At 59.1% G+C, this 19,801-nt stretch carries 19 protein-coding genes; 7 read left to right on the top strand and 12 right to left on the bottom strand.

Going from position 1 to position 19,801, the window contains the following annotated elements; translation table 11 throughout:
- Positions 1-3: 3 nt before the first annotated feature.
- From ACR0JA_RS08295 to ACR0JA_RS08285, 3 genes are read right to left on the bottom strand one after another with little or no spacing between them, the layout of a single operon-like run.
- Complete coding sequence (locus tag ACR0JA_RS08295; RefSeq protein WP_480572661.1) at positions 4-675, bottom strand: CPBP family intramembrane glutamic endopeptidase; 672 nt, start codon at positions 673-675, stop codon at positions 4-6.
- Complete coding sequence (locus ACR0JA_RS08290) at positions 672-1,319, bottom strand: aminotransferase class IV family protein (protein ID WP_480572659.1); 648 nt, start codon at positions 1,317-1,319, stop codon at positions 672-674. Before ACR0JA_RS08290 ends, ACR0JA_RS08295 begins: the two co-directional genes overlap by 4 nt.
- Complete coding sequence (locus ACR0JA_RS08285; RefSeq protein ID WP_480572657.1) at positions 1,274-2,401, bottom strand: aminodeoxychorismate synthase component I; 1,128 nt, start codon at positions 2,399-2,401, stop codon at positions 1,274-1,276. The genes ACR0JA_RS08290 and ACR0JA_RS08285 overlap by 46 nt, the downstream gene beginning before the upstream one ends.
- 177 nt (positions 2,402-2,578) lie before the next feature.
- Here ACR0JA_RS08285 and carB point away from each other — a divergent pair, with 177 nt between their 5' ends.
- Positions 2,579-5,923 carry a carbamoyl-phosphate synthase large subunit gene (gene carB, locus ACR0JA_RS08280; RefSeq protein ID WP_480572655.1) on the top strand — a complete coding sequence of 1,115 codons (3,345 nt, stop codon included), beginning with the start codon at positions 2,579-2,581 and terminating at the stop codon, positions 5,921-5,923.
- A 115-nt stretch (positions 5,924-6,038) separates the two neighbouring features.
- Entirely contained in the window at positions 6,039-6,449 is a 411-nt protein-coding gene (locus ACR0JA_RS08275; RefSeq protein WP_480572653.1) for a VOC family protein, read from the top strand.
- A 19-nt stretch (positions 6,450-6,468) separates the two neighbouring features.
- Here the strand turns inward: ACR0JA_RS08275 and ACR0JA_RS08270 are convergent, their stop codons facing one another.
- From ACR0JA_RS08270 to ACR0JA_RS08260, 3 genes are read right to left on the bottom strand one after another with little or no spacing between them, the layout of a single operon-like run.
- On the bottom strand, positions 6,469-9,510 hold the full coding sequence (locus ACR0JA_RS08270; RefSeq protein WP_480572651.1) for an efflux RND transporter permease subunit: 3,042 nt from the start codon (positions 9,508-9,510) through the stop codon (positions 6,469-6,471).
- An 11-nt stretch (positions 9,511-9,521) separates the two neighbouring features.
- A complete protein-coding gene (locus tag ACR0JA_RS08265; RefSeq protein ID WP_480572650.1) occupies positions 9,522-10,559 on the bottom strand; it encodes an efflux RND transporter periplasmic adaptor subunit in 1,038 nt (345 codons plus the stop codon).
- Positions 10,556-11,023 carry a MarR family winged helix-turn-helix transcriptional regulator gene (locus ACR0JA_RS08260; protein ID WP_480572648.1) on the bottom strand — a complete coding sequence of 156 codons (468 nt, stop codon included), beginning with the start codon at positions 11,021-11,023 and terminating at the stop codon, positions 10,556-10,558. Before ACR0JA_RS08260 ends, ACR0JA_RS08265 begins: the two co-directional genes overlap by 4 nt.
- 157 nt (positions 11,024-11,180) lie before the next feature.
- On the opposite strand from ACR0JA_RS08260, the gene ACR0JA_RS08255 reads away from it, so the two are divergent.
- On the top strand, positions 11,181-12,305 hold the full coding sequence (locus tag ACR0JA_RS08255) for a beta-ketoacyl-ACP synthase III (RefSeq protein ID WP_480572646.1): 1,125 nt from the start codon (positions 11,181-11,183) through the stop codon (positions 12,303-12,305).
- A gap of 37 nt (positions 12,306-12,342) precedes the next feature.
- Here the strand turns inward: ACR0JA_RS08255 and ACR0JA_RS08250 are convergent, their stop codons facing one another.
- On the bottom strand, positions 12,343-12,804 hold the full coding sequence (locus ACR0JA_RS08250) for a hypothetical protein (RefSeq protein WP_480572644.1): 462 nt from the start codon (positions 12,802-12,804) through the stop codon (positions 12,343-12,345).
- A 355-nt stretch (positions 12,805-13,159) separates the two neighbouring features.
- Between ACR0JA_RS08250 and ACR0JA_RS08245 the strand changes: the two genes are divergently transcribed.
- Complete coding sequence (locus ACR0JA_RS08245) at positions 13,160-13,738, top strand: thymidine kinase (RefSeq protein WP_480572642.1); 579 nt, start codon at positions 13,160-13,162, stop codon at positions 13,736-13,738.
- Here the strand turns inward: ACR0JA_RS08245 and ACR0JA_RS08240 are convergent.
- The 5 genes from ACR0JA_RS08240 to ACR0JA_RS08220 form a co-directional block, all read right to left on the bottom strand.
- On the bottom strand, positions 13,735-14,685 hold the full coding sequence (locus ACR0JA_RS08240) for a 2-hydroxyacid dehydrogenase (protein WP_480572640.1): 951 nt from the start codon (positions 14,683-14,685) through the stop codon (positions 13,735-13,737). The genes ACR0JA_RS08245 and ACR0JA_RS08240 overlap by 4 nt on opposite strands.
- The gene (locus ACR0JA_RS08235) at positions 14,685-15,023 is read right to left on the bottom strand and encodes a tRNA-binding protein (RefSeq protein WP_480572639.1); all 339 of its coding nucleotides are present in this window, start codon (positions 15,021-15,023) and stop codon (positions 14,685-14,687) included. Before ACR0JA_RS08235 ends, ACR0JA_RS08240 begins: the two co-directional genes overlap by 1 nt.
- On the bottom strand, positions 15,016-15,831 hold the full coding sequence (gene proC, locus ACR0JA_RS08230) for a pyrroline-5-carboxylate reductase (protein ID WP_480572637.1): 816 nt from the start codon (positions 15,829-15,831) through the stop codon (positions 15,016-15,018). The genes ACR0JA_RS08235 and proC overlap by 8 nt, the downstream gene beginning before the upstream one ends.
- A gap of 38 nt (positions 15,832-15,869) precedes the next feature.
- Positions 15,870-16,370 (bottom strand): type III secretion system chaperone family protein, encoded by a 501-nt coding sequence (locus tag ACR0JA_RS08225; protein ID WP_480572635.1) that lies wholly within the window; start codon positions 16,368-16,370, stop codon positions 15,870-15,872.
- A gap of 321 nt (positions 16,371-16,691) precedes the next feature.
- Positions 16,692-16,940, bottom strand: a complete 249-nt coding sequence (locus ACR0JA_RS08220; protein WP_480572633.1) for an accessory factor UbiK family protein — start codon at positions 16,938-16,940, stop codon at positions 16,692-16,694.
- Between the two features lie 97 nt (positions 16,941-17,037).
- Here ACR0JA_RS08220 and lgt point away from each other — a divergent pair, with 97 nt between their 5' ends.
- The 3 genes from lgt to pgeF are packed head-to-tail and all read left to right on the top strand — an operon-like array spanning position 17,038 to position 19,744.
- Positions 17,038-17,925 carry a prolipoprotein diacylglyceryl transferase gene (lgt, locus tag ACR0JA_RS08215; protein ID WP_480572631.1) on the top strand — a complete coding sequence of 296 codons (888 nt, stop codon included), beginning with the start codon at positions 17,038-17,040 and terminating at the stop codon, positions 17,923-17,925.
- The gene (locus tag ACR0JA_RS08210) at positions 17,922-18,989 is read left to right on the top strand and encodes a class I SAM-dependent methyltransferase (protein ID WP_480572629.1); all 1,068 of its coding nucleotides are present in this window, start codon (positions 17,922-17,924) and stop codon (positions 18,987-18,989) included. The genes lgt and ACR0JA_RS08210 overlap by 4 nt, the downstream gene beginning before the upstream one ends.
- Entirely contained in the window at positions 18,986-19,744 is a 759-nt protein-coding gene (gene pgeF, locus ACR0JA_RS08205) for a peptidoglycan editing factor PgeF (protein WP_480572627.1), read from the top strand. Before ACR0JA_RS08210 ends, pgeF begins: the two co-directional genes overlap by 4 nt.
- Positions 19,745-19,801 lie beyond the last annotated feature (57 nt).

The following is a 19,801-nucleotide window of genomic DNA, read 5'->3' as shown; positions in this document are numbered from 1 at the left end:
CCGTCAAAACGGCCTTTGCACATTGCCCGAGTAGAAATAAACCCCAAGCCCCGCAGCAAAGATGATGTTGCCCGCAATTGCATGCAGCAGAACCGCGTAAAAGAATGACCCGCGCTTGCGGTAGGCCCAGGTGAACAGCAGGCCTCCGGCGAAGGTCATGATTGCGACGACCCAGCTCCAATACATCAGGTGGGCCAATGAAAATAGCCCGGCGTTCAGCAGATACGCAGCGCGCCCTTCAGGCAGGATCGCATGGTAGCGCCGGAAAAAAAGCGACCGGAACAGCAGCTCTTGCGGAAGGGCCGACAGCAAAGGGTAGCCAACAGAGATGAATATCAGCAGTTCCGGCCGGTGCAGAAGAAGCGCAAAAGCCGCCTCGGGCCGTGCCCATAAGACCAGGGCCGAACAGAAGGCGGCCATGAACACGGTGAATCCGATCACTTCCAACCAAGACCAGTTTCGCCAGCCAAATCGAAGCTCGGACCACGAAAACCCGGGCGTGTTCTGCAGCAGGAGTATGCCCAGCCCGGTAAAGGCAAAAAGCGATGGGAACATCCAGTTTGGCGGGAACAGGGTCGCGATCAGCACCGGGACCGCCACAAAGAACAGCCCAAACTCGATCCTGAGGTGCGCATTGGTTGCCGGGGCCTCCAGCCATTCGATGTTCTTGCTCAAGGTGCTACTATCTCCGCCCGGATCAGTCCCCGCAGGGAATTGCCACAGTAGAAAGATCGCGCATTTTGCAGATCGGTCAAGGTCAGAACGGATTCGGTAACCTGCTGATTGTCCAGCAACTCCTCGCGCAGGATGCCGGGGAGGAGGCCGCATCGCAACGAAGGTGTCAGTTGCCTGCCATCCGGCATGGTCAGGAACAGGTTCGTAATCGTGCCTTCGCACAACTCATCGCGTTCGTTCAGAAACAGCACTTCGTCAACATCCTGCGGCAGATTCGCACGAGCGGAGTCATAAACGGCCCTTCGCGTGGTTTTGTGATACAGCCAGATATCCGACGACGACAGCCTCTGCGGTGCAATGCCCACGCGCCAGACGTCCGGATTAGGTGCCAAAGTTCCAGTCGTCAGCGCAAGACTGCCCTTTGCATCGAGCGTTAAGCGGCAGCGCAAAGACTCATCGCCCAAGGCCGCGTTCAACGCCGCCAGCGCGGCACTCCGGTCGAAAGGAATTCCGAACGTCTTGGCCGTGTGTGCCATGCGGATCAGATGGCGGTCGCAGCGAACAAATCCTTGTTCGGGCCGAAAGGCCAGCGTTTCGATCAGACGGAAATCAGGCTCAGTTGGTGGGCGAAGCGGGCTTTCCATAACGCCTCCTCATATTCCGAAGGGGCGGTGCTGTCCCAAACCAGACCGCCGCCGACATTCAGGGTCGCTTTGCCGTTTTCAACCATCAGCGTTCGAATGGCCACGTTGAATTCCGATCGCCCGTCAGGCGCTGCCCAGCCAATAGTGCCGCAGTAAACATCGCGGGGCCAGGGTTCCAGTTCAGACAGGATCTCCATGGCGCGAATCTTCGGCGCCCCGGTGATCGATCCGCAGGGGAACAGGGCCGTCAGGATATCCGACAGGCCGACGCCAAGATGCAGCTGTGCTTGCACCAGCGACACCATCTGGTGAACGGTCGCATAGGTTTCGACCTTGAAAAGCTCGGGCACCTTAACCGATCCGGCCAGCGCAACCCGGCTGATATCGTTGCGCAGCAGGTCAACGATCATCAGGTTTTCGGCGCGGTTCTTTTCATCCGAAGACAAGAACGTTCGGCGGCGTTCGTCTTCGACCGGGTCCTCGCTGCGCGGCTGTGTGCCCTTCATTGGGCGCGTTTCGATCCGGCCCTCAGCGTCAGTGCGGAAAAACAGCTCGGGAGATCGACTGAGCAGATCGGGCAGACCGTCCTGCTCGACCAGCGCTCCGTGACCGACGGGCTGGCCTGCCGCAAGCGCCGCATAAAGGGCTGCACTGTCTCCGGTCACCTCAAGGTCGATGGGGAAGGTCAGGTTTGCCTGATAGATGTCACCCGCGCCGATGGCGTCATGCACCACGCGGAATGAGCCTGTGTACCGCGTCTCGTCCCAGCGCGGCTGAAACGCCGTAACTGCGCCAATGTCCTTCGAGAGGCCAACGCGATCCGGTTCGTCATATACACCGAAACACAACAGAGGCAGGCGTCGATTGTCCGGTAAACGCTCGGCCAAACGCGGCTCAAGCACGTAACCCAGCTCATAGCTTGCGTATCCTGCCAGCCATGCTCCTTCCGCGCGCGCCTGATCAAGCGCCGCCAGAGCCTGGGGCACGTCCTGGACATCATCCGCGCGGATGATCCGGGATGGACGCTCGAACCGGGTTCCGCGCCCGGCTGGTCCTTGATCGAAACGAATACGCAAGTGCATCCTCTTTGGCCGTGCTGCGCGATATAGAGGATACGCCAGCAAGCGAAAGGGGGGAAAGCGGCAATTTCAGCCTTGTTTCCGATACCTCTTGCACCTTTTCGCGCGGTCCCTATAACGCAGGACAATTTGGGCGCTGGGGCGGTGCCCTGACTCGCGGACAATCGAAGGAACAAGGCCATGCCGAGAAGAACCGACATTCAGTCGATCATGATCATCGGGGCGGGCCCCATTGTTATCGGTCAGGCCTGTGAATTCGACTATTCCGGCGCTCAGGCATGCAAGGCACTGCGAGAAGAAGGCTACCGGGTCATTCTGGTCAACTCGAACCCAGCCACGATCATGACCGACCCGGGTTTGGCGGATGCCACCTATATCGAGCCGATCACGCCCGAGGTTGTCGCCAAGATCATCGAGAAGGAACGCCCCGACGCCTTGCTGCCCACCATGGGCGGACAGACCGGCCTGAACACCTCGCTGGCACTGGAAGAAATGGGTGTGTTGGAAAAGTTCGGTGTCGAAATGATCGGCGCCAAGCGCGACGCCATCGAAATGGCCGAAGACCGCGCCCTGTTCCGCGAAGCGATGGACCGGCTGGGCATCGAAAACCCCAAGGCCGAGATCGTAACAGCGCCCAAGGATGACGCCGGCAAGAAAGACCTGGATGCTGGTGTCGCGCTGGCGCTGGACACGCTTGAAACCGTGGGCTTGCCCGCCATCATCCGCCCCGCCTTTACGCTAGGTGGCACTGGCGGGGGCGTAGCGTATAACCGTGAGGATTATATCCATATTTGCCGCTCGGGCATGGATGCCTCGCCCGTTGGTCAGATCCTGATCGACGAAAGCCTGCTGGGTTGGAAAGAATACGAGATGGAAGTGGTGCGTGACACCGCCGACAACGCCATCATCGTGTGTTCGATCGAGAACGTTGACCCGATGGGTGTGCATACCGGTGACTCGATCACCGTGGCCCCGGCGCTGACACTGACCGACAAAGAATATCAGATCATGCGCAATCACTCGATTGCCGTCCTACGTGAGATCGGCGTCGAAACCGGCGGCTCGAACGTGCAATGGGCGATCAACCCTGTTGACGGCCGCATGGTCGTGATCGAGATGAACCCGCGTGTGTCCCGCTCATCTGCGCTGGCGTCGAAGGCGACCGGTTTCCCGATTGCCAAGATCGCGGCAAAGCTGGCCGTGGGCTATACGCTGGACGAATTGGACAACGACATCACCAAGGTCACGCCTGCCTCGTTCGAACCGACCATCGACTATGTCGTCACCAAAATCCCGAAATTCGCATTCGAGAAATTCCCCGGTTCGGAACCCTACCTGACCACCGCAATGAAGTCGGTGGGTGAGGCCATGTCCATCGGCCGTACCATCCACGAATCGATGCAAAAGGCGCTGGCCTCGATGGAATCGGGTTTGACCGGTTTTGATGAGGTTGAAATCCCCGGCCTGAATGTGGGTGTCTGGGACGAAGCCGACGACAAGGCCGCCATCATCAAGGCGATCAGCCAGCAGACGCCGGACCGCCTGCGCACCATCGCGCAGGCGATGCGGCATGGCCTGACCGACGATGAGATTTTCGGGGTCACCAAGTTCGACCCGTGGTTCCTGGCTCGTATCCGTGAGATCATCAATGCTGAACGGCAGGTGCGCAAAGACGGCCTGCCCGTAACCGAAGACGGCATTCGAAAATTGAAGATGCTGGGCTTCACCGACGCGCGTCTGGGCAACCTGACTGGTCGCGACGAAGACAATGTCCGCCGTGCCCGCCGCAATCTGGGCGTCAACGCGGTCTTCAAACGCATCGACACCTGCGCTGCCGAATTTGAGGCGCAAACGCCTTATATGTACTCGACCTACGAAGCCCCGATGATGGGTGAGGTTGAATGCGAAGCGCGCCCGAGCGACCGCAAGAAAGTCGTCATCCTCGGCGGTGGCCCGAACCGGATCGGTCAGGGCATCGAGTTCGACTATTGCTGCTGCCACGCCTGTTTCGCGCTGACCGAAGCGGGTTATGAAACCATCATGATCAATTGCAACCCCGAGACCGTGTCGACCGACTATGACACCTCGGACCGGCTGTATTTCGAACCGCTGACCTTTGAACATGTCATGGAAATCCTGACGAAAGAGCAGGAAAACGGTACCCTGCACGGCGTGATCGTTCAGTTCGGCGGCCAGACCCCGCTGAAACTGGCCAACGCGTTAGAGGCTGAGGGCATTCCGATCCTTGGCACCACGCCCGACGCCATCGACCTTGCCGAAGACCGGGAACGCTTCCAGGCGCTGGTCAATGATCTGGGCTTGAAACAGCCCAAGAACGGCATCGCTTCGACCGACGAGCAAGCGCTTGAGATCGCCGAAGACATCGGCTTCCCGCTGGTCATCCGCCCGTCATACGTTCTGGGCGGTCGCGCGATGGAAATCGTGCGCGATATGGATCAACTGAGACGTTATATCAACGAGGCCGTGGTGGTTTCCGGTGACAGCCCGGTTCTGCTGGACAGCTATCTGGCCGGCGCGGTTGAGCTGGACGTCGACGCGCTGTGCGATGGCACCGACGTGCACGTCGCAGGCATCATGCAGCATATCGAAGAGGCCGGGGTTCACTCTGGCGACTCGGCCTGTTCGCTGCCACCTTATTCACTGTCGAAAGAGATCATCGAACAGATCAAGGTTCAGGCGTTCAAGCTGGCCAAGGCGCTGAATGTCGTCGGCCTGATGAACGTCCAGTTTGCGATCAAGGATGATGAGATTTACCTGATCGAGGTAAACCCCCGCGCAAGCCGTACCGTGCCCTTTGTCGCCAAGGCCACCGATAGCGCGATTGCGTCCATCGCCGCCCGTGTGATGGCAGGTGAAAAGCTGACGGCCTTCCCGCAGCGCCCGGCCTACAAGACCGTGGATGACACCAAGATTGCCGACCAGATGACACTGGCCGACCCGGACATGCCGTGGTTCTCGGTGAAAGAGGCGGTTCTGCCCTTTGCCCGGTTCCCCGGCGTCGATACCATTCTGGGCCCTGAAATGCGTTCCACCGGCGAGGTCATGGGCTGGGATCGCGACTTCCCGCGCGCCTTCCTCAAGGCGCAGATGGGGGCGGGCATGGTCCTGCCGTCCTCGGGCCGCGCTTTCATCTCGATCAAGGATGCCGACAAGAGTCCGGCGATGCTTGAGGCCGCTCAGGTTCTGTCCGAGCAAGGATTTTCACTGGTGGCGACCCGCGGCACCCAGACATGGTTGTCGGATCAGGGTGTAGCCTGCGATCTGGTCAACAAAGTGTATGAGGGCCGCCCCGACGTGGTCGACATGCTGAAAGACGGCCAGGTGCAACTGGTAATGAACACCACTGAAGGCGCGCAGGCGGTCGAGGACAGCAAGGCGATCCGCTCGATCGCGCTCTATGACAAAATCCCCTACTTTACCACAGCCGCCGCCAGCCACGCCGCTGCGCTGGCCATCAAGGCGCAGGCCGAAGAAGAGGTCGAGGTGAAATCGCTGCAAGGCTGATTTCAGTCAAAGCTGCTCAATTGCCAATCGACCCCGGTTTTGGCCGGGGTCTTTTTTGTTTGAATTCACCGGTTGTCATCGCAATCTGCGGAAGTCTGAGTACCGGAGAGCACCCATGAACCTGTTCACCACCTACGGAACCAACGACATACAGCGCGCCATTCCATTCTACGACGCGATTTTCGCCGTTCTGGGACAGCAACGCCTTCCGGGGTGGTCCGATACCTGGGCGGGATGGGGCAACGATCTGGAAAAGGGGACAGGATTTTGGATATGCCAACCCTATGACGCGGCACCGGCCTCTGTTGGCAATGGAACAATGATTGCGTTTCCGGTTGAAACGGCGGATCACGTTCGGCGGTTTTATGCAGTTGGCTTGGAAAATGGTGGGACCGACGAAGGCGGCCCCGGAACACGTGACAGGTATGAACCGGATTTTTTTGTCGCGTATCTTCGTGACCCCGACGGCAACAAGATTTCGTGTTTTTGCTATCATTACGACCCGGAGAAAGATAAGGGCGGCTGAATCAGCCGCCCAAAGCAGATCAAGCCGCGGCCAGCCGTCGCCTTTCCTCGCGCGCGAATAGCAGCATGTAGAGGACCGGCGCCGCAACCATCGTCAGAATGGTGGCAAAGGCCAGTCCGCCCATGATCGTGACAGCCATCGAGACAAAGAACGCGTCTGTCAGCAACGGCGCCATGCCCAGGATCGTGGTAATCGCCGCCAGCATTACAGGGCGCAAACGCGAGACCGAGGCTTCGACAATCGCAGGCTGCAACGGTTTGCCCGTCGCCCGCACCAGGTCGATCTCCTCAACCAGAACGATGCCGTTCTTGATCAACATGCCCGACAGGCTCAGAAGCCCCAGCAAGGCTGTAAACGTGAAGGGCAGACCGGTTCCCAGCAACCCGATGACGACACCGTTGACCGACATGGGCACCAGCAGCCAGATGATGATCGGCTGGCGCAACGCATTGAACAGCATGACCGAAATCAACACCATGATCAGCAGGCTCAGCGGCAATTGCCGCCCCAGACTTTGCTGCGCGTCGCGCGAGTTTTCATACTCGCCACCCCATTCCATCTTGTAGCCCGGCGGCAGGTCAATTGCCTCGACGGCGGCGCGTACTTCGGAATGAACCTGCACGGCCGTCAGGTCGGATGGGATATCGGCACCCACAGTGATCGTCAGCACCCGATCGCGGCGATGCACCAGCGTATTGAGTGCCTGATATTCGAACCCGTCAACCATCTGCTCGATCGGCACGAACCTTTCGGACTGATCGGAAAAGACGACCTGATCGACAATCGAATAATCCCCGTCTGCCGGGCGGCGCAGAATGATCGGGATCAGCCGGTCGCGTTCCCGCAGAACACCACCGGTGATACCGTCTGTCGAAAATTGCAGGGTTGCCGCGATATCCTCGCGCGTGACGCCCGCTGTTTGCGCACGTTCGGTGGCGTAGATCGGCTGTACGGCCAATTCCTTTTCGCGCCAGTCGTGATGCACATTCAGCGCGTTGGGCGATGCGTTTTTCATGACTTGAATGGCCTGATCCGCAAGCCCCCGCAATACCGCCGGGTCACTGCCGGAAAACCGGGCCTGGATCGGGTCACCGCCGCCCGGTCCGAAAACCAGTCGCTTGGTGCGAAACTCTCCTTCGGGGAAACGGGCAATGCCAAAGGTTTCGAGATCGGCCTGCAAGGCGGGAATATCCTCAAGGCTTTCGGTCCGGATGATCATGTGACCATAGCTTGGATTCGGCTTTTCGGCCGAATAGGTCAGCATGAACCGCGTTGCCCCCTGCCCGACAAACGTAGTGACAGATACGACGTCGTCGCGGGCCTCAAGCCATTCTTCGAAGACGGCCATGTCTTCGGCGGTCCGCGCAATTGGTGTTCCCTGCGGCAGTTTGTAGTGCACAAAGAACAGCGGCGTGTTCGAGTCCGGGAAGAACTGCTGCTTCATCAGGCCAAAGCCCGCATAGCAAACCACGGTGACACCGATCAGACCCGCCAGAACCAGCCAGCGAAGCCGCAATGCTCCGCGCAGGATCGCACCATAGATTCGGAACAGCGGGCCACCATAGGCGTCTGTGTCCTCACCAGTCCCCTGCTTGAAGAAGTAGTGCCCCAGCATAGGCGTCACGGTGATCGCCAGTACCCAGCTGAGCAGCAGCGAGATTCCGATCACGGCAAACAGCGAAAACAGAAACTCTCCGGTCGCGTCCGGGCTGAGGCCGATACCCGCAAAGGCCATGATGCCGATCACGGTTGCACCCAACAGCGGGATTTGCGTTTTCCCGGCCACGTCTTCGGCTGCATCGCGTGAGGATTTGCCACGCAACATGGCGATCTGCATCCCTTCGGCGACAACGATCGCGTTGTCCACCAGCATCCCCATGGCAATGATCAATGCACCCAGCGAGATACGCTCCATCTCGATCGAGAACATCGACATGAACAGCAGCGTGCCCACCACGGTTAGCAAAAGGGTGGACCCGACAACAATCGCGGCGCGCCAGCCCATGAAAATGGCCAAGACAATGACCACGATCGTGACCGACATGGCGAGGTTAACAAGAAAGTCGTTCGATGCCTGCTCGACCACCACGTGCTGCTGGTAGACGGGCAGGATCTCGACGCCGTAGGGAATGTCCGCATCCAGTTCGGCAAATTTCTGGTCCGCGCGCTTGCCGACTTCGACGATGTTCTCGTCGGAAAGGCCCGCAATCCCAAGCGTGAATGCTTCGACCCCGTTATAGCGGATCATGATCGACGGATCACTTTGCCGCGCCCTGTAGACATTGGACATGTCGAACAGATTGACAACCTGCCCTTGCGAGCCAACGGACAGACCGGCGATGGCAGACACGCTGTCGGACCCCTCTGCCGTCAGGATCGTCGTTCGGTCATCGGCCGAGCGCAAGGAGCCCGACGAATTGACCGAGTCGGCGTTTGCAATCGCATCGTTGATCGCCTGAAATGGCACATTCTGGTTCACCGAGATCGCCAGATCGGGTTCGATGAAAATCGCTTCGTCCGGCAAGCCCTGAACTTCGACATCGGCGACCCCGTCGACGGTCAACAACTCGCGGCGCAGAAACGTCGCAAGCTCATGCTTTTCCGCATCCGAATACCCCTCGGCCGTGACCGCGTAGAACAGCCCGAAAACGTCCCCGAAGCCGTCATTGACAAACGGCTCTCCAACGCCCGACGGCAAGGCCCGCGCGGCGTCGCCGACCTTGGCACGCAACCGGGTCCAGATGTCGGGTAGCTCGGTCCCGTCATAGGTGGATTTGACCTCGACCTCGATGATCGACTGGCCGGGTTGGTTCATCGAGGTAATCTTGTCGACCTCTCCCATCTGCTGGATGGCCGATTCAAGCGGCTCGGAAACTTCCAGCGCAACCTGTTCCGCCGTGGCACCGGGGTATTGCGTGATGATAACTGCGTTCTTGATGGTGAAGGCCGGGTCTTCAAGCCGACCAAGCGACAGAAAGCCCCAGATGCCGCCGAACAGGGCAATCAGGATGATCAGCCACGTATAGAGCGGCCGATCAATCGAGGCGCGTGCGATGTTCATCTGTCCGCCCCTCAGTTGGAAAAGCCGACAAAGCGGCGTACTTTTTGGCCATCGACCAGGGCACCGCCACCAGCGACCACTATCTCATCACCTTCGGATAGCCCTTCAAGGACACGCACATCGCCTGTTTGAGTCGGTTCAATTTTTACCTGAACACGCTGAACGGTACCCTCATCTGCCCCGACCGGAGAATAGACCATAACGCCCAGATCACCCCCGGCATCCGCGACGATCGCGGTGGCCGGCACGATGATGCCCGTACGCCGATCCTGAACCTGAACATTGACGGTGACAGACGAACCGGGAAGAATTTGCAGCCCCTCTGGCGGGGTCAGACCAAACTGGATGCGAAAGGTTTGCCCCACGCTCGACGATTCGGCGTCGAATTCGCGGATTTCCAGCGGGAAAATCTCATCACTGACGGGGAACTTGGCGGTGATCGTGATTTCGTTTTGCTGGCTCGACCGCTGGAACAGAATTTCTGGCACATCCACTTCGATCCGAAGCTCGGACATATCGTGAATGCGCACGATGGGCGTCCCTGCCGAGACGGTCGTAAATGCCTCGACCGCGCGGCTTGAAACCAACGCGTCGAACGGTGCCGTCAGCGTCGCGTGTTCCAACTCGTATTCAGCGTCGCGCAACGAGATGGCCGCCAATTGCGCTGCCGTTTCCGCATCATCCACAGCCACCTGGCTGGCGGCGGTGCCGCGCAGGCGCGACAGGCGCGCGACAGTGCGATCCGCCTGGTCCTTCTGGAGACGCGCGCGATCCAGCTTGAGTTCAAACGGTTCCTGATCCAGATGGGCAATCAATTCGCCCTTTGGGATCACGAAGCCTTCGTTGACCGGCATTTCGACAATCTGTCCGGCGACCTGAAAGGCCAGATCGACGGTTTGCCGCGCTGCGACACGTCCAAAAAACTGGCGCGAGAAGCCCGGCGCCGTTTCCTTTACCTGAATCAACTTCACAGGTTTGGGGGTGTCCTGAGCAACGGCAGGCGCTGCAAGAATGGTCAGTGACAGGACCAGAGAGGTCAGGAGTTTCATTTCTTCAATCCCTCGGGAATTCCGGTTTTCAAGATGTTATTGCGGATCTTGCACGCCAGACTGGCAAATTCGGCTGTTTCGGCGTCATTCAGTCCAGAGGCGCGGTGAAACAGCTCTCCGGCTGTTGTCACAAGCATATTGCGCGCATCTTCGCCTTTATCGGTCAGCAACAAAAGCCAGGCGCGCCGATCCTCGGGGTCGCGCTTGCGGGACAGGTAGCCAGCTTTTTCCAACGCATCCGCCGTAGCTGTGATCGTGGACGGAACGCTTAACATATCAGTCGCCAAAACACCCATGCGTTTGGGCTGATCTAGTTTTATCAGCATGTGGCATTCCTGATGGCTCAGGTCGGTTTCGATACTGTCAAAGCTTTCTTCCAGCTTCCAGTACAGAGCGTAGACGCCCATCATTGCCTGTATCTCAGGGCTCATGCGGCTAAGGCTGCGGCTGGTATCATCTGACATGTGGGGCTCCGTCGATGTGACCGCCATATACTTCAATTTCTGAACTATTCAAGATGTGAAATGGCAAACCTAACGCACATTCCCTTAGGTCAAGATATCTTGATCAAACCGATCCGTACCTGCATCTTGTTCTAATTCGAAATGTTCAGGACACCCTATGTATACGCCCGCCATCACCGGTACCGGAGTTTTCACGCCCCCAAACGTCATTACCAATGCCGAGCTTGTATTGGCGTTCAATGCCTATGCCGACCGCATGAATGCCGAGAACGCAGAGGCCATCGCCGCGGGTGAAGCCGAGCCTTTGCAACATTCGTCCGAAGAGTTCATCGTCAAGGCATCTGGGATCGAAAACCGCTATGTGATGGACAAGACCGGAGTGCTGAACCCTGAAATCATGCACCCCGCCCTGCGCCAGAGGTCCGATGATGAACCTGGCATCATGACCGAAATGGCCGTGGATGCCTGCACCAAAGCGTTGGATCAGGCCGGTCGAACCGCGGCTGATGTCGATCTGGTGATTTGTGCTGCGTCAAACCATGAACGGGCCTATCCCGCGATCGCCATCGAAATTCAGCAGGCGCTGGGTATCAACGGGTTTGGTTTCGATATGAACGTCGCCTGTTCGTCGGCCACATTTGGCATACAGGCGGCGGCCGATATGGTGCGATCTGGGTCGGTGCGGGCGGCATTGGTCGTCAACCCCGAGATTTGCTCGGGCCATCTGGAATGGCGTGACCGCGATTGCCACTTTATCTTTGGCGACGTCGCAACTGCCACGCTGATTGAACGCATCGAAGACGCCCAAGGCCCGCATTTCGAGGTAATCTCGACCCGCTGTGCCACGCAGTTCTCCAACAATATCCGCAACAATAACGGGTTCTTGCGCCGATCCCGACCCGCTGGCCTGGTCGATCGCCGCGACATGCAGTTCATGCAGAACGGGCGCAAGGTGTTCAAAGAGGTTCTGCCCATGGTCAGCCGCCACATCGCGGATCACATGACCGGCGAGAACGTGGCCAGTACCGACCTCAAACGCCTGTGGCTGCATCAGGCCAACAAGACAATGAACGATTTTATCGGCAAAAAAGTTCTGGGGCGCACGCCCGAGGTCGGAGAACAACCCAATATTCTTCAGGATTACGCAAACACCTCGTCCGCTGGGTCGATCATTGCGTTTTCACAGTATTCCGGCGATTTGCAGCAGGGCGACATCGGCCTCATTTGCTCGTTCGGGGCGGGATATTCGGTTGGCTCTGTGATCGTCAAACGGCACGTTTGACGCCGCGCCCGCCGAATTACGGCCAAAAAGCTACGGCCTAGTTGACGCTTTCTTCCTCGAGATGAAGCTTCATCTCGATCAGCACCTGTTGCAACAGACTGGTCTCTTTCAGAAGGCGCTTGGCCTCGTTCACTGTAATGATCCCATCCTCAATCGCGGCCTGATATTCGGTCATCAGCATGGCAAACCGCTGGCTCAAGGCGATCACATCCGCATTGACGCCACCGGTGCGCGGGCTAGTCGAGTTGCGGCCATCGTAAGACAGCGTGATGTTCAACAGGTCTGCCAGCGCCGAGGTCACATGCGGATAGGCCGAGACCGACTCGAGACGGGCAACCGCATCAACCGGCATGAACCGATCCGAATGCTCCGCGTTATCCGAATAGTACCGGCCCAACGTCGCCTTGGATTTGCCGGTGATTTCGCACGCGGCTTCGATCCCGACATCCTTGACCAGCGCTTCGGTGTGCTTCTTCAGATAGGCCCCGATATCTGCCATTGTTTTACCTTTGTTACCTGCGCTCCTGTCCCAAGCTTGTCCCAGCGGGGGAAAGGGTAGGGAAATTTCCCATATTTGAATCATAATTGAAATGCCATAAATTGACTATCCCTCAGAAATGCAGGGATTTTGTGAGTGAGTGGCGGCCGTTCGTGCCGGTAATGAGTAATTGCAGGGCACTATTTTCGCCCTGCGCTGTTTGGGCCTCATGGTGGCCTGCGGCGCTGCTGTTGCGGTGGCAGGGGTTTCCATCCCCAAGAGTTCACGCTCGGCCTCGGCTATTGTAACGGCGGCGTCGCACCAATCCCGAAACTGTTGGCTTGCCCGGACCGCTTTGGCATTCTAGACCCGCTTCATGGCTAAGCTCTATTTCAATTATTCGACCATGAACGCGGGCAAATCGACCGTGTTGCTGCAGGCTTCACACAATTATCGCGAACGCGGCATGGACACTTACCTGCTGACGGCAGCGATTGACGGTCGCGCGGGATCAGGCAGGATCGCCTCTCGGATCGGGATCTCGGAACAGGCAGACACGTTCCGAACAAATGACGACGTTTTCGCGATGATCGAGACCCGCCTGAACGCTAGCCCCTTGGCCTGCGTTTTCGTGGATGAGGCGCAGTTTCTGACCGAAGATCAGGTCTGGCAACTGGCCCGTGCGGTCGATGATTTGAACGTCCCCGTTCTGGCCTATGGTCTGCGGGTCGACTTTCAGGGCAAGCTGTTCCCCGGATCAGCGGCCCTGTTGGCGCTGGCTGATGAGATGCGCGAAGTGCGCACCATATGCGAATGCGGACGCAAGGCCACCATGGTGATCCGTCAGGACGAGAATGGCCAGACGATCACCGAAGGCGCACAGGTACAGATCGGCGGCAACGAGACCTACGTTTCGCTCTGCCGCAAACATTGGCGAGATGCCGTGGGCGGTTAGACCGGATTGGGCAACGGGCGACCCGCGACAAAAGCCGCTACGTTATCAAGCGCCAAATGGCCCATTCCGGTGCGGACCTCTTCGGTCGCAGTGCCCAGATGGGGCAGCAACGTGACGTTTTCCATGTCGCGCAGCGCCTGCGGAACGTCCGGTTCGAATTCATAGACATCCAGGCCTGCGCCCGCGATCTGACCTTCACGCAATGCCGCGATCAGGGCAGATTCGTCGACGACCTCACCGCGTGCGATGTTGACCAGAATCGCCGAAGAATTCATCGCCTCGAACACTCGCGCGTCGATCAGATGGCGGGTATCGGCACCACCCGGAACGGCAAGCACAAGGAAATCAACCTGCGCCGCCAACGCCTCAAGATCCGGAACAAACTGCGCCGGAAAATCGACGTCCTTGGCCGAGCGCGACTGATAAGCCACTTGCATCCCGAACCCGAAGTGACAGCGCCGCGCAATCGCCTGACCGATGCGGCCCATCCCGACAATGCCAACGCGCTTGCCCGAGACATGGTGCCCAAGCATCTGCGTCGGGTGCCAACCCTGCCAGCCACCTGCGCGGACCAACCGCTCACCCTCGCCCGCGCGCCGGGCTGTAGACAGAAGTAGGGTCATTGCAATGTCGGCAGTGGCATCCGTAACAGCCCCGGGTGTGTTTGTGACCACCACCCCGGCCGCCTGTGCCGCGCTCACATCAATGTGGTTGTAACCGACGCCGAAATTGGCCAGCAACTTGCAGCGCGGGCTGGCAACAGCGGCGAAAACATCGCCCGAGAACAGGTCACCCAGTGTCGGTACAACCACGTCGTAATCGGTCAGCGCCCCGATCATCTCGGCCTCGCTTAACGGAGTCGTGCTGCTGCGAATGTCGACATCAAATTCTTCCATAGCCCGCGTCTGCACCGCGTCGGTCATGGGGCGCGTGATCCAAAGCTTCATCAGTGCATCCTTCCACCCAGCGGCACCTTGCCGTCGGGGCCAATCAGAACAATCTCGTCGTTTTCATCCGGCAGGCCCAGCACCAGAACCTCGGACATGAATCTGCCGATCTGGCGGGGCGGAAAATTGACAACGGCCATGACCTGTTTTCCGACCAGCCCCGCGGGGTTGTAATGCGCGGTCACCTGAGCCGAGGTTTTCCGCTCGCCTATCTCGTCGCCAAAATCGATCCACATCTTGATCGCTGGTTTGCGCGCCTCGGGGTAGGGTTCGGCGCGGGTCACCTCGCCCACGCGGATATCGACCTTCAAGAAATCGTCAAAGGTAATTTCACTCACGCGACAGCTCCTTGGACCGGTCAGTGGCCGCCTTGACGGCCCGATGCAACAGATCGGGAAATCCCTGCTCTTCGTGCATCAAGACCTCAAGCGCGGCCTGCGTCGTGCCATTGGGCGAGGTCACGTTGATGCGCAACTGGGCGGGGTCCTCCTCGGCCGTCATGGCCAGCGCACCTGCGCCAGCCACCGTCGATTTGGCCAGTTTCATTGCCAGATCGTGCGGCAGGCCATGCGCTTCACCCGCTTTTGCCAAAGTTTCGATCAGGTGGAACACATAGGCCGGGCCGGACCCGCTGACGCCTGTAACCGCATCCATCTGTGCCTCGTCTTCCAGCCGAACCGTCTCGCCAATGGCAGACAGCAGGCTTTCGGTCAGCGCGATATCGCTATCAGTAGAATGACTGTTTCCGATGAGGGCGGTGATGCCTTGCCGGATCGCTGCTGGCGTGTTTGGCATCGCGCGGACGATCGGCGTGCCCTGCCCCAATACGGCCTCGAACGTCCCGATCGATGTGCCCGCCGCGACCGAGATAAACAGGCTGCGACCACCGCCCAGCGCCTGAATCGCAGGCAGCGCCTCGCCCATCATCTGTGGTTTGACAGCAACCAGAACGACGGCCGGAGAGGCTGGTAGTGTGACATTTACGTTCACGCCTTGCGCTTTCACCCAATCCGATGGGTAGGGATCGATCACCCAAACGCTGGATGCGGGCAGGCCATGATCCAGCCAACCGGCTAGCATCGCAGACCCCATCTTGCCACAGCCCAACTGCACAAGGCCCTGTTCGGCGACGCGTGACATGTCCATCTTTGCCCCTCCCCTGCGATGTGGTTCGGGGCAAAGCTTTACGCGCGGCCGTAAGCCTCTGCAATGGCGACTTGTATCGCGTCTTCGGGATCGCGGTTACCCCAGGTAACCAATTGGATCGCGGGATAGTAACGCTCGGCGCTTAACACCGCAGCGTTGATCATGGTGTCGATCTGCTCTGGGCTTGCCGTCTGGCCACCGGCCAGAACCAGCCCGTAGCGATAGACCATCAGCTTTTGGTTGGCCCAATAGGTGAAGGCCCCGGCCCAGCATTGATCATTCATCCGGTTGAGCAGTTCGTACAACTCGGTCTCACGCTCGGCGGGTGGCTCCATTTCAAAGGAACACACCAGACGCAGTGTTTCGTCGTAGTTGGACCATGCCAAAGTGATCGAATAGGTGCGCCACTGGCCTTCCACAGCCATGGCAATCTGATCATCCCCGATCCGGTCAAAGTCCCAGTCGTGGTGTTCTGCAAGATGTTCAACAATGTCGATCGGATGAAGGTCTTCTTCGAGATACTGCTCGGAAAGGGCCATAATGCCACCTCACTAATCTCTAGCATTCCGGGGCTGGCAGCGCCCCAGCGCTAGTTGCCTGCTCTACAAGCCGGGCTTCCCCCTTGGGCCTGTACTAAATATGGTGCGATGTGGCCGGGACTCTGACAACCCCCATTTTTGGGGATAAAGGCAATAAGTTGTGGACAGATGGCAACGGCGATCAAAATATTGGCGGTAACGCCAGCTTTAGCTTGATTAATTGCTGCAACGCGTCATCATACGCGGCACCGCCCAATCCCGCAGCGGATCACGCGGTGCATCCAACGGCATCTGCTATTCGATTTCTGCGCTGATCCGACGTTAGTCGCCCAGCTTCGCCTCAAGCGCGGCAATACGCGCTTCGAGCGCCGCGTTCTCTTCGCGCGCCTTTTGTGCCATGGCGCGGACGGCATCGAATTCCTCGCGCGTGACAAAGTCGCGATCCGCCAGCCAACGATCCAGCATCGATTTCATCGCTGTCTCGGCCTCTTGACGCGCGCCCTGAGCCACCCCCATCGCGTTGGTCATCAGCTGAGACATATCGTCCAGAATTTTGTTGCGGGTCTGCATGGCGTTACTCCGGTTTCGTCGTTGACCTCTATATGGGTAAAGAAAGCGCCGGGCTCAAGGTTGACTTGTGCCATTCTCCCCGGGCAATGAGACGCACATGCAGGCTGTTCTGAACTTCCCCGATTTGTCACCAGACGTTTTCTCGATTCCCGTCTTCGGATTCGAGCTTGCGCTACGTTGGTACGCGCTGGCCTATATCGCCGGCATTCTGATCGCGTGGCGTATGGCGGTTGCGGCGTTGCGACGCCCGCGCCTCTGGCCAAGTGAAACCGCGCCAATGCAACCTGAACGGCTGGAGGATCTGGTGACCTGGATCATTCTTGGCGTGATCCTTGGTGGGCGGCTGGGCTTTGTGCTGTTTTATCAGCCCGGCTATTACCTTGCTCATCCTCTTGAAATCGTGAAGGTCTGGCAGGGCGGCATGGCGTTTCACGGCGGTTTGCTGGGTGTCATCATAGCCACATATCTTTATGCGCGTCGGCACAGTATATCTGTTCTATCGCTGGGCGATCTGGTGGCACATACCGTCCCACCCGGTCTGTTTTTGGGTCGTCTGGCGAATTTCACCAATGCCGAGCTCTGGGGTCGACCCAGTGAATTGCCCTGGGCCGTCATCTTTCCCGGCGCTGCCGCACAAGATTGTCTCGGTGTGGTCGCAGGCATGTGTGCCCGCCACCCTTCGCAGCTTTACGAGGCCGTGCTGGAAGGGCTGCTGCTGGGCGCGCTGCTGCTTTGGCTGGCCTACCGTTGGGGCGCGTTTCGCAAGCCGGGCCTGATCATGGGCGTATTTCTGGCGGGCTACGGCGCGTCACGGTTCGTTGTCGAATTTGTCCGCCAGCCGGACGCCCAGTTTGTTGCCCCGGGCAATCCACTGGGTCTGGCGTGGCATGTTGGCGGCTACGGGCTGACGATGGGGCAGTTGCTGTCGCTGCCGATGATCGCACTCGGCCTGTGGTTCGTGCTGCGCACCCGGCGGGCGACATGACCCTCAAGGACCTGCTGATGGCCCGGATTGCCGAGGCGGGTCCGATGACAGTGGCGGATTACATGACCGAATGCCTGCTGCACCCGGAACTGGGGTATTACTCGACCCGAGATCCGCTGGGTGCGCGCGGGGATTTTGTCACCGCGCCCGAGATAAGCCAGATGTTCGGTGAACTGATCGGACTGAGCCTTGCGCAAAGTTGGATGGATCAGGGAAGCCCGGTCTCATTCGTTCTGGCGGAGCTGGGTCCGGGTCGCGGCACCTTGATGGCAGATATCCTGCGCGCCACGCGGCAGGTTAAGGGGTTTCACGCCGCAGCCCAGATCGTGCTGCTAGAGGCGTCCCCGGTCCTGCGCGCAATCCAGGCTGACACGTTGCAGCCCCATGACCCCAATTGGATTGATACGATCACGGATCTGCCCCGGCTGCCGCTGTTCCTGATCGCGAACGAGTTCTTCGACGCCCTACCCATCCGGCAGTTCCTGCGGGACGGCGACGGTTGGTGCGAACGGTTGATCGGTACGCAAGGCGCGCAGCTTCGCTTTGGCCGCGGCGCAGCGATGCCGCAGCCCGCCCTGAAAGACAGGCTCACCGACACGCAAGAGGGCGATCTGGTCGAACTTTGCGCCGCCGCAATTCCGATTGTGTCCGAAATAGCAGAACGCATTTCCCGACATGGCGGTACGGCGTTGATCATTGATTACGGCGATTGGCGCTCGTTGGGGGATACGCTTCAAGCGCTGCGATCCCACGAACGGACCGATCCGCTGAACGCGCCCGGACAGGCTGATCTGACGGCGCATGTGGATTTCGAACCGCTGTTCAGCGCGGCGCAATCAGCCGGATGCGCCTGCACCCGCCTCACCCCGCAGGGCGTGTTTCTCGAGCGGTTGGGAATCACCGCGCGCGCGCAAAGCCTAGCCGCGTCTTTGGGCGGTCAGGCATTGGATACATTGATTGCCGCACATCGAAGGTTGACGCATCCACAGGAAATGGGAAACCTGTTCAAGGTGCTGGGGCTGTACCCGGCCCACGGCGCACCACCACCGGGACTTGAACCATGACTCTGGAAATTCTGACCTCGGATCTGTTGTCCCCAGTCAAACATGGTTTCTTTACTCGGCGTGGCGGCGCCTCTTCCGGAATATTCTCAGGGCTGAACTGCGGCCATGGTTCATCTGATCTGACCGAAGCTGTCGCGGTGAACCGCCGCCGCGTGGCCGAAGCGATGGAGCTGACGCCCGAGGCACTTGTCGGCGTACATCAGGTGCATTCTCCGACCGTTCTGACTGTCGAGGGCCCGGTGGACGGCGATAAGCCAAAGGCAGACGCAGTGGTCACGGCGACGCCCGGGCTTGCCCTGACGATCCTGACTGCCGATTGCCAGCCGGTCTTGTTTGCCGACCCTGACGCAAAAGTGATCGGGGCAGCCCATGCTGGGTGGCGCGGCGCACTGGACGGTGTTCTCGAGGCAACGCTCGAGGCGATGGAAGCACTGGGCGCAAGCCGCAGCAAGACCTGTGCCGTGATCGGCCCGTCAATCTCGCAGCGCGCCTATGAGGTCGGGCCCGAATTCATGGATGAATTTCTGGCGGACTCTCCCGAAAACGCGCGATTTTTTGCGAATGGACAGGATGATCGACTGCAATTCGACCTGCCCGCCTTTGGCCTGCACCGTTTACGCGCGGCAGGTGTCGGACAGTCCGAATGGACCCGTCACTGCACTTATTCGGACCCGGACAGGTTCTTTTCCTACCGCAGGGCGACCCATGCAAAAGAGGCGGACTACGGACGCATGATCTCGGCCATAAGACTCTGATCTTGGGCTGAAATAAGGCAGTATTGCCACCTTTCCGCCACAATTTTTGTGTTTATC

This window comes from Ruegeria sp. AM4, from assembly GCF_056540665.1.
This window is presented reverse-complemented; position numbering and strand designations above follow the sequence as displayed.